15 protein-coding genes are annotated in these 13,383 nt (G+C 65.0%); 5 read left to right on the top strand and 10 right to left on the bottom strand.

Going from position 1 to position 13,383, the window contains the following annotated elements:
* Position 1: 1 nt before the first annotated feature.
* Positions 2–457 (top strand): GNAT family acetyltransferase, encoded by a 456-nt coding sequence (locus BX604_RS11235; RefSeq protein ID WP_098550864.1) that lies wholly within the window; start codon positions 2–4, stop codon positions 455–457.
* A 25-nt stretch (positions 458–482) separates the two neighbouring features.
* On the opposite strand, the gene BX604_RS11230 is transcribed toward BX604_RS11235, so the two are convergent.
* The 8 genes from BX604_RS11230 to BX604_RS11195 all read right to left on the bottom strand — a co-directional run bounded on the left by BX604_RS11230 (position 483) and on the right by BX604_RS11195 (position 7,844).
* Entirely contained in the window at positions 483–1,154 is a 672-nt protein-coding gene (locus tag BX604_RS11230) for a DUF2278 family protein (protein ID WP_098550863.1), read from the bottom strand.
* Positions 1,155–1,442: 288 nt separating this feature from the next.
* Positions 1,443–2,159 carry an ABC transporter ATP-binding protein gene (locus BX604_RS11225; RefSeq protein WP_098550862.1) on the bottom strand — a complete coding sequence of 239 codons (717 nt, stop codon included), beginning with the start codon at positions 2,157–2,159 and terminating at the stop codon, positions 1,443–1,445.
* Positions 2,159–2,935 carry an ABC transporter ATP-binding protein gene (locus tag BX604_RS11220; RefSeq protein WP_027785192.1) on the bottom strand — a complete coding sequence of 259 codons (777 nt, stop codon included), beginning with the start codon at positions 2,933–2,935 and terminating at the stop codon, positions 2,159–2,161. Before BX604_RS11220 ends, BX604_RS11225 begins: the two co-directional genes overlap by 1 nt.
* A 23-nt stretch (positions 2,936–2,958) precedes the next feature.
* On the bottom strand, positions 2,959–4,128 hold the full coding sequence (locus BX604_RS11215) for an ABC transporter permease subunit (RefSeq protein ID WP_098550861.1): 1,170 nt from the start codon (positions 4,126–4,128) through the stop codon (positions 2,959–2,961).
* 19 nt (positions 4,129–4,147) lie between these two features.
* A complete protein-coding gene (locus tag BX604_RS11210; protein ID WP_098550860.1) occupies positions 4,148–5,098 on the bottom strand; it encodes a branched-chain amino acid ABC transporter permease in 951 nt (316 codons plus the stop codon).
* Positions 5,099–5,309: 211 nt separating this feature from the next.
* Positions 5,310–6,134 carry a branched-chain amino acid ABC transporter gene (locus BX604_RS11205; protein WP_098552831.1) on the bottom strand — a complete coding sequence of 275 codons (825 nt, stop codon included), beginning with the start codon at positions 6,132–6,134 and terminating at the stop codon, positions 5,310–5,312.
* Positions 6,135–6,405: 271 nt separating this feature from the next.
* The gene (ispH, locus tag BX604_RS11200; protein ID WP_098550859.1) at positions 6,406–7,386 is read right to left on the bottom strand and encodes a 4-hydroxy-3-methylbut-2-enyl diphosphate reductase; all 981 of its coding nucleotides are present in this window, start codon (positions 7,384–7,386) and stop codon (positions 6,406–6,408) included.
* A 2-nt stretch (positions 7,387–7,388) separates the two neighbouring features.
* Positions 7,389–7,844 (bottom strand): FKBP-type peptidyl-prolyl cis-trans isomerase, encoded by a 456-nt coding sequence (locus tag BX604_RS11195; protein WP_014896285.1) that lies wholly within the window; start codon positions 7,842–7,844, stop codon positions 7,389–7,391.
* 137 nt (positions 7,845–7,981) lie between these two features.
* Between BX604_RS11195 and radC the strand changes: the two genes are divergently transcribed.
* The 4 genes from radC to nadB all read left to right on the top strand — a co-directional run bounded on the left by radC (position 7,982) and on the right by nadB (position 11,161).
* The gene (gene radC, locus BX604_RS11190) at positions 7,982–8,758 is read left to right on the top strand and encodes a RadC family protein (RefSeq protein ID WP_098550858.1); all 777 of its coding nucleotides are present in this window, start codon (positions 7,982–7,984) and stop codon (positions 8,756–8,758) included.
* Positions 8,759–8,995: 237 nt separating this feature from the next.
* Positions 8,996–9,229 carry a 50S ribosomal protein L28 gene (rpmB, locus tag BX604_RS11185; protein WP_004186391.1) on the top strand — a complete coding sequence of 78 codons (234 nt, stop codon included), beginning with the start codon at positions 8,996–8,998 and terminating at the stop codon, positions 9,227–9,229.
* Between the two features lie 17 nt (positions 9,230–9,246).
* Positions 9,247–9,414: a 50S ribosomal protein L33 gene (gene rpmG, locus BX604_RS11180; protein ID WP_006478046.1), complete on the top strand. Its 168-nt coding sequence runs from the start codon at positions 9,247–9,249 to the stop codon at positions 9,412–9,414.
* Between the two features lie 160 nt (positions 9,415–9,574).
* Entirely contained in the window at positions 9,575–11,161 is a 1,587-nt protein-coding gene (nadB, locus tag BX604_RS11175) for an L-aspartate oxidase (RefSeq protein ID WP_098550857.1), read from the top strand.
* 94 nt (positions 11,162–11,255) lie between these two features.
* Here the strand turns inward: nadB and nadC are convergent, their stop codons facing one another.
* Together nadC and nadA are read right to left on the bottom strand one after the other, a co-directional pair.
* Complete coding sequence (nadC, locus tag BX604_RS11170; RefSeq protein ID WP_098550856.1) at positions 11,256–12,137, bottom strand: carboxylating nicotinate-nucleotide diphosphorylase; 882 nt, start codon at positions 12,135–12,137, stop codon at positions 11,256–11,258.
* Positions 12,134–13,270, bottom strand: coding sequence for a quinolinate synthase NadA (gene nadA / locus BX604_RS11165; protein ID WP_098552830.1), 1,137 nt, complete (start codon positions 13,268–13,270; stop codon positions 12,134–12,136). Before nadA ends, nadC begins: the two co-directional genes overlap by 4 nt.
* Positions 13,271–13,383: the final 113 nt, after the last annotated feature.

The raw sequence follows: 13,383 nt of genomic DNA, 5'->3' as shown, positions 1-13,383 counted from the left end.
GATGGATGCCGCCGCCGATGCTGTTGCTATCCGCCCGTTCGAACGCGCCGACACCGATGCCGTGCTCACGGTCTGGCGTGACGCGTTCCCGCAGTACGACGAAGCCGGCGCGCCGCCGCACCGCGACCCGCTGCGATCGATCGAGCTGAAGCTCGCGACGCAGCCGGAGCTGTTCTTCGTCGCGACCTGCGACGCGCGGGTGGTCGGCACGCTGATGGCGGGTTTCGACGGACATCGCGGCTGGCTCTACTCGTTCGGCGTGTCGAACGATGCGCGTCGGCTCGGCATCGGCCGCGCGCTGATCGCGCATGCGGAAAGTGCGCTCGCCGCGCGCGGCTGCCTGAAGATCAATCTGCAGGTACTGCCCGGCAACGACGATGCGTGCCGCTTCTATGCGGCGCTCGGCTATCGCGTCGAGGAACGCATCTCGTTCGGCAAGACGCTGCCGGCCGCCTGACGGCCGGCAGCCGCCCTCATCCCGTTCAGCGCGTGATCGGCCCCGCGCCCGGCAACGGATTGCCGAGCGCATCGGTCGGCACGGCCTGCTGCTCGAACGCCGCGAAATACGCGGCCCACTGCGACTCGCTCACGCGCACGATCAGTGCGCCGTCCTGCCATACGTCGTTGTGATCGTTGTGGTCGTCGCCCACGCGATGCAGGTAGTTCGAGCCCGTCGAACCCTGGTTCATGTGCGTGTCGTGAATGCCGTTGCCTTCCGAGTACGTGCGGCCGAACACGGCGACGTCGAGCCCCTGCGACTGCGCGGCATTGACGAGCCGCAGCAGCGACGGGATCGGCTCCGGATTCTCGGTGCCGTCCATCACCGCGCTGGCGCGCCACGCGCCCGTCTCGTTCAGGATGTCGCTGCGCAGATAGTCGAGCGCCGGCAGCGCGGCCTGCCCGGTGAGATCCGTATAACCTTCGGCCGCGGCCGCGAGCGTCGCGGTGACCGGATGATGGAAATCGTAGACAAGCTTGTAGTTCAGCAAGTCGTCCGCGTCGCTGGTTCCGACGTTGATCGCGACGTCCCAGTCGCCTGTCGGCAACGCGAGCGTCAGGTGGATGTGATACTGGATTTCGCCGCCGTGCGGCGAGCCCTTCAGCTGCGCCACCGACGTCACCTTCGCCTTCACGAAACCGTAGTCCAGACTCATGCGTGCTCTCCATGTTCCGATGGATCGACCATGCTACGCAGCCCGCGTGTCGGTTTGCGGACGGCCGGTAGCGGACGGCCGGTGGCGGGCCGCTGCTGTCGACCTCCGCCACGCCGCCGTGTCGTGCGTCACACCATCAACATCGCTGTCGAATGAATGGAGTCGCATCCGCCCGCATAGTTCGCCGGCGACCGCCCCGCACGAAAAAAAAGCTGTCACGGCATCCCGTGACAGCTTTTCGAAAGCCCTCTCGCGGTGCGCCGGCATCTGCCGCCGCACCGGGCCCGCTCATTCGCCCAGATACGCGGCCCGCACCTTCGGATCGTCGAGCATCTGCTTCGCGTCGCCTTCCATCGTGACCGTACCCGAGTCCATCACGTAACCACGGTCGGCCGCCTGCAGCGCAAGACGTGCGTTCTGCTCGACCAGCAGCACCGTGATGCCCTCCTTCGAGATCTCGCGCACCACTTCGAAGATCTTCTCGACCATGATCGGCGACAGGCCCATCGACGGCTCGTCGAGCAACAGCAGCTTCGGCTTCGACAGAATCGCGCGCGACATCGCCAGCATCTGCTGCTCGCCGCCCGACAGCGTGCCCGCGAGCTGCGATGCACGCTCCTTCAGGCGCGGGAAGAAGCCGAACATCCGGTCGACGTCCTTCTTGATCTGGTCGTTGTCGTTGCGCAGGTACGCGCCCATCTGCATGTTCTCGATGATCGACATCCGCGCGAAGATCCCGCGGCCTTCCGGCACCATCGCGAGGCCGCGCTTGAGCAGCTCGTGCGACGGCACGCCCTTGATCGACTTGCCGTCGTACTCGATGTCGCCCGCCGAGTACGCCTTCAGGCCCGTGATCGCCTTCATCGTCGTGGTCTTGCCGGCACCGTTCGCGCCGATCAGCGTGACGAGCTCGCCCTGGCGGACTTCCATGTCAACGCCCTTGACGGCCTGGATGCCGCCGTAGTTGACCTGCAAGCCCTTGATTTTCAACATTGCCGCTGCCATCAGTGCACCCCTGCGCCGAGATATGCCTCAATCACCTTCGGATTCTTCTGCACGTCCTGCGGCAGACCCTCGGCGATCACCTTGCCGTAATCGAGCACCGTCATCCGGTTGCACAGTCCCATCACGAGCTTCACGTCGTGCTCGATCAGCAGAATCGTGCGACCGTCCGAGCGGATCTTGTCGAGCAGGCGCGTGAGTTCGACCTTCTCGGTCGCGTTCATCCCGGCTGCCGGCTCGTCGAGCGCGAGCAGCTTCGGGTCGGTTGCCAGCGCGCGCGCGATTTCAAGACGACGCTGGTGGCCATACGACAGGTTGCGCGACGTGTAGTCGGCGTACTGCAGCACGCCGACGTACTCGAGCAACTCGATCGCACGCTCCTTGATCTCGCGCTCTTCCTGACGTTCGGCCGGCGTCTGGAACACCGCGCCGAGCAGCCCGTGCTTGGTGCGCACGTGGCGCCCCACCATCACGTTTTCCAGCGCGGTCATCCCGCCGAACAGGCGAATGTTCTGGAACGTACGCGCGATGCCGGCCTTCGCGACCTGATGCACGGCCGTCGGCGTGTAGTTCGTGCCGTCCAGCTTGAAGTCGCCGGAGTCCGGCGTGTAGAGGCCCGTGATCACGTTGAAGAACGTGGTCTTGCCGGCGCCGTTCGGGCCGATCAGGCCGTAGATCTCGCCTTCGCGGATCTGCAGCCCGACGTCGGACAGCGCCTGCAGCCCGCCGAAGCGTTTGTTCACGCCCTGCACGGACAGTCGGATTTGCTTGTCGCTCATGTGTGTATCCCCTTGTCCGTTGGTTAGGCGCGCACCGGCTTCTTGCTGTTGCGCTTCGCCAGTTTCGCGATCTTGTCCTCATGCTTCGGCGCGGGCCACAGGCCTTCCGAGCGGTACAGCATGATGACCACCATCGCGAGGCCGTACAGCGCCTGACGGATCACTTCGGTATCGACGATGTCGTGACCGAACAACGCGTGCTGCAGCGGGCTCATCGTCGAGCGCAGGAATTCCGGGAAGATCGCGAGCAGCACCGCACCGAGGATCACGCCCGGGATGTGGCCCATGCCGCCGAGCACCACGCAGGCCAGCACGACGATCGATTCCCAGAACGTGAACGACTCCGGCGACACGAAGCCCTGGAACGCGCCGAACATCGCGCCCGACAGACCGCCGAACGACGCGCCCATCGCGAACGCGAGCAGCTTCACGTTACGGGTGTTGATGCCCATCGCCTTCGCGGCGATTTCGTCTTCGCGGATCGCCGCCCAGGCACGGCCGATACGCGAGTGCTGCAAACGCGTACAGACCCAGATCACCAGCAGCGAGCACAGCACGAACAGGTAGTAGTACAGGTAGACCGACGGCAGCTGGAAGCCGAACAGCGTATGCGTCTGCGCGAGGCTGAAGCCGCCGACGTGCACCGGATCGATGCCCGTGATCCCCTTCGGGCCGTTGGTGATGTTCACCGGACGGTCGAGGTTGTTCATGAAGATCCGGACGATTTCACCGAAGCCGAGCGTCACGATCGCCAGGTAGTCGCCGCGCAGGCGCAGCGTCGGCGCGCCGAGCAGGATCCCGAAGGTCGCCGCCAGCGCCATCGCGATCGGCACGATGACGAAGAACGGCAGATGCAATCCGCCGGGCGCGAGGTTCGCGATCCACTCGAACTGCGTGGTCAGGTGCGGCGAGCTCAGCAGCGCTGCCGTGTATGCGCCCACCGCGTAGAACGCGATGTAGCCCAGGTCGAGCAGGCCGGCGAAGCCGACCACCACGTTCAGGCCCAGCGCAAGCATCACGTACAGCATCGCGAAGTCGAGCACGCGGACCCAGTAGTTGCCGCCGGCCGAGCCGATCACGATCGGTGCCGCGATCACGAGGGCCGCGGTCAGGATGCCGATGGTGACGGTCTTGGCCGTGTTGCGCTGTTCGACGAGCGACGTCGACGATTCGATCGGTTGAATGGATGTCATGTTGTTTGCTCCCCTTCCGTTACGCGCGGTCCGCGACACGTTCGCCCAGCAGGCCCGACGGACGGAACACCAGCACGATGATCAGCACGATGAATGCGAACACGTCCTGGTAGTTACTGCCGAACACGCCACCCGTGAGGTTGCCGATGTAGCCCGCACCGAGCTGCTCGATCAGGCCGAGCAGCACGCCGCCGACCATTGCGCCGCCCAGGTTGCCGATCCCGCCGAGCACCGCCGCCGTGAACGCCTTCATGCCGGGGATGAAGCCCATGTAGAAGTGCACGTTGCCGTATTCGGACGCGATCATCACGCCGGCCAGCGCGGCGAGCGCGGAGCCGATCATGAACGTCGCCGAAATCACGAAGTTCGGGTTCACGCCCATCAGGCTCGCGGTATTCGGGCTTTCCGCGATCGCACGCATCGCACGACCGAGCTTGGTCTTGTGCACGAGCAGCAGGAGGCCGGCCATCACGAGAAACGCCACCGCGATGATCACGATTTCGGTCACCGAGATCACGGCGCCCGGCGTCGTGTCGGTGGCCTTGATCACGTTGATCGGATCGGTCGGCAGCAATTGCGGGAACGGCAGCGGATTGCGCGACCAGATGATCATCGCAGCCGTCTGCAGCAGGATCGACACGCCGATCGCGGTGATCAGCGGGGCGAGGCGCGGCGCGCGGCGCAGCGGCCGGTATGCGACCTTTTCGATCGCGAAGCCGAGGAATGCACAGACGACTGCAGCGATGCCAAGACCGATCGTCAACGTCGCAACGTTGCCGAGTCCGGGGAAGTGGTTCTGCAGCACGGTGATCGCGGAAAGCGCGACCATCGCACCGATCATCAGCACGTCGCCGTGTGCGAAGTTGATGATGCCGAGAATGCCGTACACCATCGTGTAGCCCAACGCGATGATGGCGTACACACTGCCGAGCACCAGCCCGTTGAGGACCTGCTGGACGAAGATATCCATTTAAAGCTCCTTGGCCCGTGCTGCCGGAGGACGTTGCGCCCCGCGGGTAAGCGAGGAATCGCGCCTTCTCGGCGACACTGCGGGTACTAGTCGATACCGGTAAGGGTGGATCGTCCCGGCGCGCGCCGCCCGGCCTGTACGGCCGAACCTGCCGCCGGAGCGGATACAAAAACGACACCGCACTGTGCCGGTGCCGCCATGAGTCCCGTCGCTAAATCGTCACGACATCGAGGACGGTGGTGTTGGCCTCCTTGAAGTCGTAGGGCTGCGTGCCAAAACGGCCGTCGTCCGGTGTTCCGAAGTCCGTGCCTTTTTCCGTCCGGGCCGCGGTGAAACCCGCAACCGGGCAGATCAGGTTCCGCGCCGCGTCGTCCGCGGGCTCGACCACCTTGGCGGCGCACATGCCATTGCCGTCAAGGGTTTGCGCTCCGATGCCGGACGCCGTCGCCTGCTTCGCAAGCGCGCCGTCCGCCGCCCGCACGACGCCGTAACCGGCATCGCGAAGACAGCACCCGACTTTCGTCAGGAGTCCGTCGGAATCCGTCGAATGAAGCAGCGCGCCTGCCGCAGCGCGACGGGTCGCGGCGACATGCTGTTTCGTCGAATCGAAATGAATGGGGATCAGCGACATCTGCACGTTGCCTGCGTTGCCCCGACACCCGGGCGTCCGTCGATCGACGCGCCCCACTGCGGCCGCAGCGCGTTGTCGGGCCACTCGCGTGCCCGTTGCCCGGCTGGCCGCGGCGTCGCCGGCGCGTACTGCGCGCCGTGCTGCCTGCATGCCGAACTTCGGGCCTTGCGCGTTGAATTCCTCGATCGCCAAACGTGCCCCGTTATCCTTGTCTCTGTCCGATTGCGCAATGCGGCACGCCAACGGCACCGCACCACCGGTCGTGGCAGCGCGCACGTCGCTGGCCGCCGGTCCTGCGTGTACCGCAGTCTCCCTGCCCACCCCGTCGTCGCTCTTTTTGCTGCAACCGGCAAGCATTGCAACCGGTGCGGCGACGGACATGGCGTAAGCCAACTTCACATGCATCGAGTAGGTCTCCCGCGCCTTGCCAAAACCCGATTTCAAAGCCATTCCGGCTTGAAAACGGGCGCATTGTAACTCCATTTATAGGACGCCAATAATCCTGATTCGATGGGGTTTTCCTGCATTGCAACCAATTTTGAGAGACGCTTGAGCACCGGCATAGCAACCGGGTTGCACCATTAATGTGAATAATGGTTGCGATATGAATTATGCGGCGCAAAAAAAAGCGCGCCGGGAGGCGCGCTTCGGGTGTATCGCGGGTGCGATGCGGCAATCAGGCGGCGGGCGGCAGGTTCAACCCGCGCGGCAGCGGAAACGATACGTTTTCCTCGATCCCGTCGAGTGCGCGGACGTTACGCACGCCGAGTTCGCGCAGCCGTGCGATCACGGCCTGCGCCAGCACTTCGGGCGCCGATGCGCCAGCCGTCACGCCGATGCGGCGCTTGCCGGCAACCCATGCCGGATCGATCTGTTCCGGCGCGTCGACCATGTACGCGGCCACGCCGCGCTTTTCGGCCACTTCGCGCAGACGGCTCGAATTCGAGCTGTTCGGGCTGCCGACGACGATCACGACGTCGCACTGCGGCGCCATGAACTTCACCGCGTCCTGGCGGTTCTGCGTCGCATAGCAGATGTCCTGCTTCTTCGGCTCGCGGATCTTCGGATACTTCGCCTTCAGCGCGCCGATGATCTCGGCCGCATCGTCGACGGACAGCGTCGTCTGCGTGACGAGCGCGATGCGCTCCGGGTCGGCAAGCTGCAGCTTCTGCACGTCCTCGACGCTCTCGACGAGATGCATGCCGCGCTCGACCTGCCCCATCGTGCCTTCGACTTCCGGGTGGCCCTTGTGACCGATCATCACAATGTCGACGCCGTCCTGGCGCATCTTCGCCACTTCGACGTGCACCTTCGTGACGAGCGGGCAGGTTGCGTCGTAAATGCGCAGCCCGCGCACGTCGGCTTCATCACGCACCGCCTTCGACACACCGTGCGCACTGAAGATCACGGTGTTGCCGGCCGGCACTTCCTCGAGTTCCTCGACGAAGATGGCGCCCTTCTTCTTCAGATCCTCGACCACGTACTTGTTGTGGACGATCTCGTGACGGACGTAGATCGGCGCACCGTGCATCGCGATCGCGCGCTCGACGATCTCGATCGCGCGGTCGACCCCCGCGCAGAAACCGCGCGGCTGGGCCAGCAGGATTTCGGCGTCGGTGGCGACGGCCTGTCCGGACAGCGTATCGGTGGTGCTCATGATTACAGGATTCCGATGATTTTCACTTCGAACGTGAGCGCTTGGCCCGCGAGCGGATGATTGAAGTCGAACAGCGCCGAGGTTTCGCTGACTTCCTTCAGCACGCCTGCATAGCGACCGCCGTCCGGCGCGTTGAACTCGATCAGCTCGCCGGGCGTGAAATCGTCACCGACCATCCCGTTCTCGCGCAGCGTCGACAGCGTCACGCGCTGGAGCATGTCGGGATTGCGGGGACCGAACCCTTGTTCGGGCGTTAGCTGAAAAGTCGAATGGTCGCCGACCCGGAGCCCGATCAGAATCTGTTCCAGCGACGGCGCCAGTTGCCCCGCGCCGAGCAGCAGCGTGGCGGGCTTGTCGGAGAACGTGTTGACGATATCGGCGCCGTCGGCCAGTGCAAGCCGGTAATGCAGCGTGACATGGGAACCGGGCTTCACTTCGGATAGATCGATGAGACTCATGAATTACTCGTGTTCGTCAGCGCCCGAAATGGGCCGAAAGGCCCGGCGCAAAGCCAATATTGTAAGTCACCTGAGCGCGCAAGGCTGAAAGTGCGACGAGGTCGCGCGCACGCCCCGCCGCCAATGGAGTTTCGAGCATGCTGTCACCCTGCCTCGCCGTCGCGGCGACCGAATGTCGCGATACCGCCGATGTCCCGGCCGCCGCGGCCCGCCTCACGACCCCTGTCCGGCCGCGCAAGCGCCGCCCGCGCAACTGGAAACCGAACCTGCCGCGCGAGCGGTTGCTGGAACGCGGGCCGGCCGCGCTGACCGATGCGGAGCTGATCGCGCTGCTGCTCGGCACCGGCGGCGGCGGCCTCAACGTATTCGACAGCGCGAGCGCACTGCTCGCACGGTTCGGCAACTCGCTGCGCGACATGCTCGACGCGGAGCCCGACGTGTTCGCCACGCACCCCGGCATCGGCGCCGCGCGCTCGGCGCTGCTGATCGCCGTGACCGAGATCACGCGGCGCGCGTTGGCCGAACAGGCACGCGTGCGGGTGCAGATCGATTCGCCGGGCGCGGTAGAGGACTATCTGCGACTGAAGATCGGCACGCGTCCGTACGAAGTATTCGTCACGCTGTACCTGGATGCCCGCCACGGCCTCATCGACGTGGAAGAAAGCGCGCGCGGCTCGCTCACACGGATGGCCGTCTATCCACGCGAGATCGTGCGCCGCGCGCTGACGCTGAATGCCGCCGCGCTGGTCATCGCGCACAACCATCCGTCCGGCGCGGTGCAGCCGAGCGCGGAGGATCGCCGGCTCACGCGCGCCCTGCACGAAGCGCTCCAGCTCGTCGACGCGAAGCTGCTCGATCACGTCGTCGTCGGCACCGCCGATACTTTTTCGTTCGCCCGCGCCGGTTGGCTGTAGACTGTGGCCCGGCGACCCGCCCTGGGGCGCCGCAACGACGAAGCGAAATTGGGTTTGATTTTTCTGAACTTTTTCTGCTAGAATCGTCGTCTGTCTTTTTTCCAACCAGTTCTAGCCATCGAAGGGCCTTGTCTGTATGGGCTTCGGCGTTCTGAGTGCAGCCATGGATCACGTGGCGGTACGATGGAACCTTCATCGGCGATCGAACCCCGAATTTAGCGTATTAGGAGTGCTCTCATGGCACGCGTATGCCAAGTAACTGGGAAAGCGCCGATGAGCGGCAACAACGTTTCCCACGCCAACAACAAGACCAAGCGTCGCTTCCTTCCGAACCTGCAAAACCGCCGGTTCTGGGTTGAGAGCGAAAACCGCTGGGTGCGCCTGCGCGTTTCGAACGCCGGCCTGCGCCTGATCGACAAGAACGGCATCGATTCCGTGCTCGCTGACCTGCGCGCACGCGGCGAAGCCTAAGCCCAAGGAGCACAATCATGGCAAAAGGCGCCCGCGACAAGATCAAGCTGGAGTCGACCGCTGGTACGGGTCACTTCTACACGACCACGAAGAACAAGCGCAACATGCCGGAAAAGATGGCGATCAAGAAGTTCGATCCCGTCGTCCGCAAGCATGTGGAATACAAAGAAACCAAGATCAAGTAATCTCCGGTTTCTGCCAGCCTGACGGCGACCAAAAAGCCCCGCACATGCGGGGCTTTTTGTTTTGCGCGCACGCATGAGCCCGACGCGGTATGCTCTCCCCTTTCCGCGGCCACGGCCGACGGAACGCACAAGATCTAAAGCGTAACGATGGAGATGCAGCATGAAATTCGACGTGGCGATCGTCGGCAGCGGCCTGGCGGGGCTGTCGGTCGCACTCAACCTGGCCAGCACGCGACGTGTCGCGCTGATCGCGAAACGTTCGATGATGGAGGGCGCGAGCGATAACGCGCAGGGTGGCATCGCAGCCGTCCTCGATTCCGCGGACAGCATCGAGAACCATGTCGACGACACGCTGGTCGCCGGTGGCGGACTCTGCGACGAAGGCGCGACGCGCTACATCGTCGAACACGGCCGCGAAGCGATCGAATGGCTGATCTCGCAGGGCGTGCCGTTCACGAAGGACGATGCGGCCGAGCTCGGCTTCCATCTGACGCGCGAAGGCGGCCACAGTCACCGCCGGATCATTCACGCGGCCGACGCAACCGGCCATGCGGTGCTCGCGACGCTGTCCGAGCGCGCGCGCCAGCATCCGAACATCACCTTCTTCGAAAACCATCACGCGATCGACCTGATCACGTCGGACCGGCTCGGCCTGCCCGGCCGCCGCTGTCACGGCCTGTATGCGCTCGACGTCGACAACGACCGCACGATCACGATCGAGGCGCCGCACACGGTGCTCGCGACCGGCGGCGCCGGCAAGGTGTACCTGTACACGACCAACCCCGACACCGCGACCGGCGATGGCATCGCGATGGCGTGGCGTGCGGGTTGTCGCGTGTCGAACATGGAATTCATCCAGTTCCACCCGACCTGCCTGTTCCACCCGTACGCGAAGTCGTTCCTGATTTCGGAGGCGGTGCGCGGCGAAGGCGGCCTGCTGAGGCTGCCCGACGGCACGCGTTTCATGCCGGCGCACGATCCGCGCGCCGAACTCGCGCCGCGCGACATCGTCGCGCGCGCGATCGACTTCGAGATCAAGAAGCGCGGGATCGACTGCGTGTATCTCGACATCAGCCATCAGCCGGAAGCGTTCCTGCGTGAACACTTTCCGACGATCCACGCGCGCTGCCTCGAATTCGGCATCGACATCGCGAAGCAGCCGATTCCCGTGGTGCCGGCCGCGCACTATACGTGCGGCGGCGTCGTCACCGATCTCGCGGGGCGCACCGATCTCGCGGGCCTATACGCAGTCGGCGAAACGTCGTACACGGGGCTGCACGGCGCGAACCGGCTCGCAAGCAACTCGCTGCTCGAATGCCTCGTGATCGGTCGCGCGGCGGCCGAGGCGATCGAAGCGGCCGGCTACGATGCCGACACGCCGGCCACGCTGCCCGCCTGGGACGAAAGCCGCGTGTCGGATGCGGACGAGGAAGTCGTCGTCGCACACAACTGGGACGAGCTGCGCCGCCTGATGTGGAACTACGTCGGCATCGTGCGCACCGACAAGCGCCTCGAACGCGCGAAGCACCGGCTATCGCTATTGCGCGACGAAATCCATGAGTACTACGCGAACTTCCGCGTGACGCGCGACCTGCTCGAGCTGCGCAATCTCGTCGACGTCGCGACGCTGATCGTGAAGAGCGCATATTCGCGCCGAGAAAGCCGTGGGCTGCACTACAGCCGCGACTGGCCGCATACGCTGCCGAAAGCGCTGCCGAGCGTGCTCACGCCGCGCGCGCGACGCTGAACGGGCGCATCTTTTCTCGGGCTGTTGCACCCGAAAAAAAGCCGCTGGCGTATCGCGCCAGCGGCTTTTTTTCGTCAGACAGCATGACTTGCGATCAGTTGACGATCCGCATCGAATAGTCGGTCGCGCGCACGTCCTTCGTCAGCGCGCCGATCGAGATGCGGTCGACGCCCGTCTCCGCGAACGCGCGCACCGTATCGAAATTGACGCCGCCCGATACTTCGAGCACGGCCTTGCCGGCCGCCACCCGCACCGCTTCGCGCATCATGTCGAGCGTGAAGTTGTCGATCAGCACCGACTGCGCGCCGTGCGCGAGCGCCGTGTCGAGTTGCGCAAGCGTCTCGACTTCGACCTGCACGGGCACGCCCGAATCGAGCGCGAACGCCGCGTCGAGCGCCTCGCCGACGCCGCCGGCTGCCGCGATGTGGTTTTCCTTGATCAGGATGCCGTCGTACAGCGCGAGACGCTGGTTCTCGCCACCGCCGACCCGCACCGCGTACTTCTGCGCGAGCCGCAGGCCCGGCAGCGTCTTGCGCGTATCGAGAATCTTCGCGCGCGTCCCTTCGACACGGTCGACGTAACGGCGCGTCGCGCTCGCCACGCCCGACAGCAGTTGCAGGAAGTTCAGCCCGTTGCGCTCGGCCGTCAGCAATGCGCGCGCCGGCCCTTCGAGTTCGCAGACGGTCGAATCCGGCGACATCCGGTCGCCTTCGCGATAGCGCCACTGCACGACGATCGACGGGTCGATCCGTGCGATGACGGCCTCGAACCACGGCACGCCGCACAACACCGCTTCTTCGCGCACGATGATGCGCGCATGGCGACGCTCGCCGGCCGGCACGAGCCGCCCGGTCTGGTCGCCGGTGCCGACGTCTTCCGCAATCGCGTCAGCGACGTTGCGTGCGATCGCTTCGTCGAATGCCGCGCCGTATTGCGCACGAACGCTGTCGAACAACGGGGACACTGCTGTGGTCATGCCGCCCCCACGTTCGCAAACAGTTGCTGGTCGCGCTGCAGATCGCCGCTCGCCTGCACGCGTTTCTTGTGTGCGGCTGCGAAATCGAGCATCCGGTCGATCGGCAGACGCGCGCGTTCGCCGATCGCGGGATCGACGAAGATCTCGTTGTGACCGCGCTCGAGCACGTCGGCGAGATTCGCGAGGCCGTTCATCGCCATCCACGGGCAATGCGCGCAGCTCTTGCAGGTCGCGCTGTTGCCGGCCGTCGGCGCGGCAACGAAGGTCTTGCCGGGCGCCGCGAGCTGCATCTTGTGCAGGATGCCGAGGTCCGTCGCGACGATGAAGTGCTTCGCGTCGAACTTCACGGCCGCGTCGATCAGCTGCGTCGTCGAGCCGACGACGTCCGCCTGCGCGACGACGTTTTCCGGCGATTCGGGGTGAACCAGCACCTTCGCATCCGGATATTCGGCGCGCAACAGGTCGAGCTCGATGCCCTTGAATTCGTCGTGCACGAGGCACGAACCCTGCCACAGCAGCATGTCCGCGCCGGTTTTCTTCTGGATGTAGCTGCCGAGATGGCGATCGGGTGCCCAGATGATCTTCTCGCCGCGCGCATGCAGGTCGGCGACGATCTCGAGACCGATCGACGACGTGACCATCCAGTCGGCGCGCGCCTTCACCGCGGCGCTGGTGTTCGCGTAGACGACGACGGTGCGGTCGGGATGTGCATCGCAGAACGCGGAGAATTCGTCGACCGGGCAACCGAGGTCGAGCGAGCAGGTCGCATCGAGATCGGGCATCAGCACGCGCTTGCCCGGGCTCAGGATCTTCGAGGTTTCGCCCATGAAGCGCACGCCGGCGACGACGAGCGTTTGCGCCTCGTGATCGCGGCCGAAGCGGGCCATTTCGAGCGAATCGGCGACACAGCCGCCGGTTTCGTCGGCCAGTTCCTGCAATTCGGCATCGACGTAGTAATGGGCGACCAGCACGGCTTTTTCACGCACGAGCAGCGCCTTGATGCGCGCCTTCAGTGCGGCGCGTTCTTCAGCGGACGGTGCATCGGGCACCTTGGCCCATGCTTGCCCGACGCCACAGACGGTCCCTGCCGAGACCGGCCGGTCGTACTCGACGGATTTGATCGTCGATTGCATCTCCATATCTCCTGTCGATCGGAGTTGGCGCTTTGGCGCCTACTCCGGTCCCATGCTTCGCGGTCGAACCGAGTTGCGCTGAGCGCTCCCTTCGGCCCTATCCCCTACGCTCG

The sequence above is a fragment of the Burkholderia sp. JKS000303 genome, from assembly GCF_002563755.1.
In the GTDB taxonomy this organism is placed as follows: domain Bacteria; phylum Pseudomonadota; class Gammaproteobacteria; order Burkholderiales; family Burkholderiaceae; genus Burkholderia; species Burkholderia anthina_B.
Note: the sequence above shows the minus strand (reverse complement) of the source record. Positions and strands in the feature narration are given on the sequence as shown.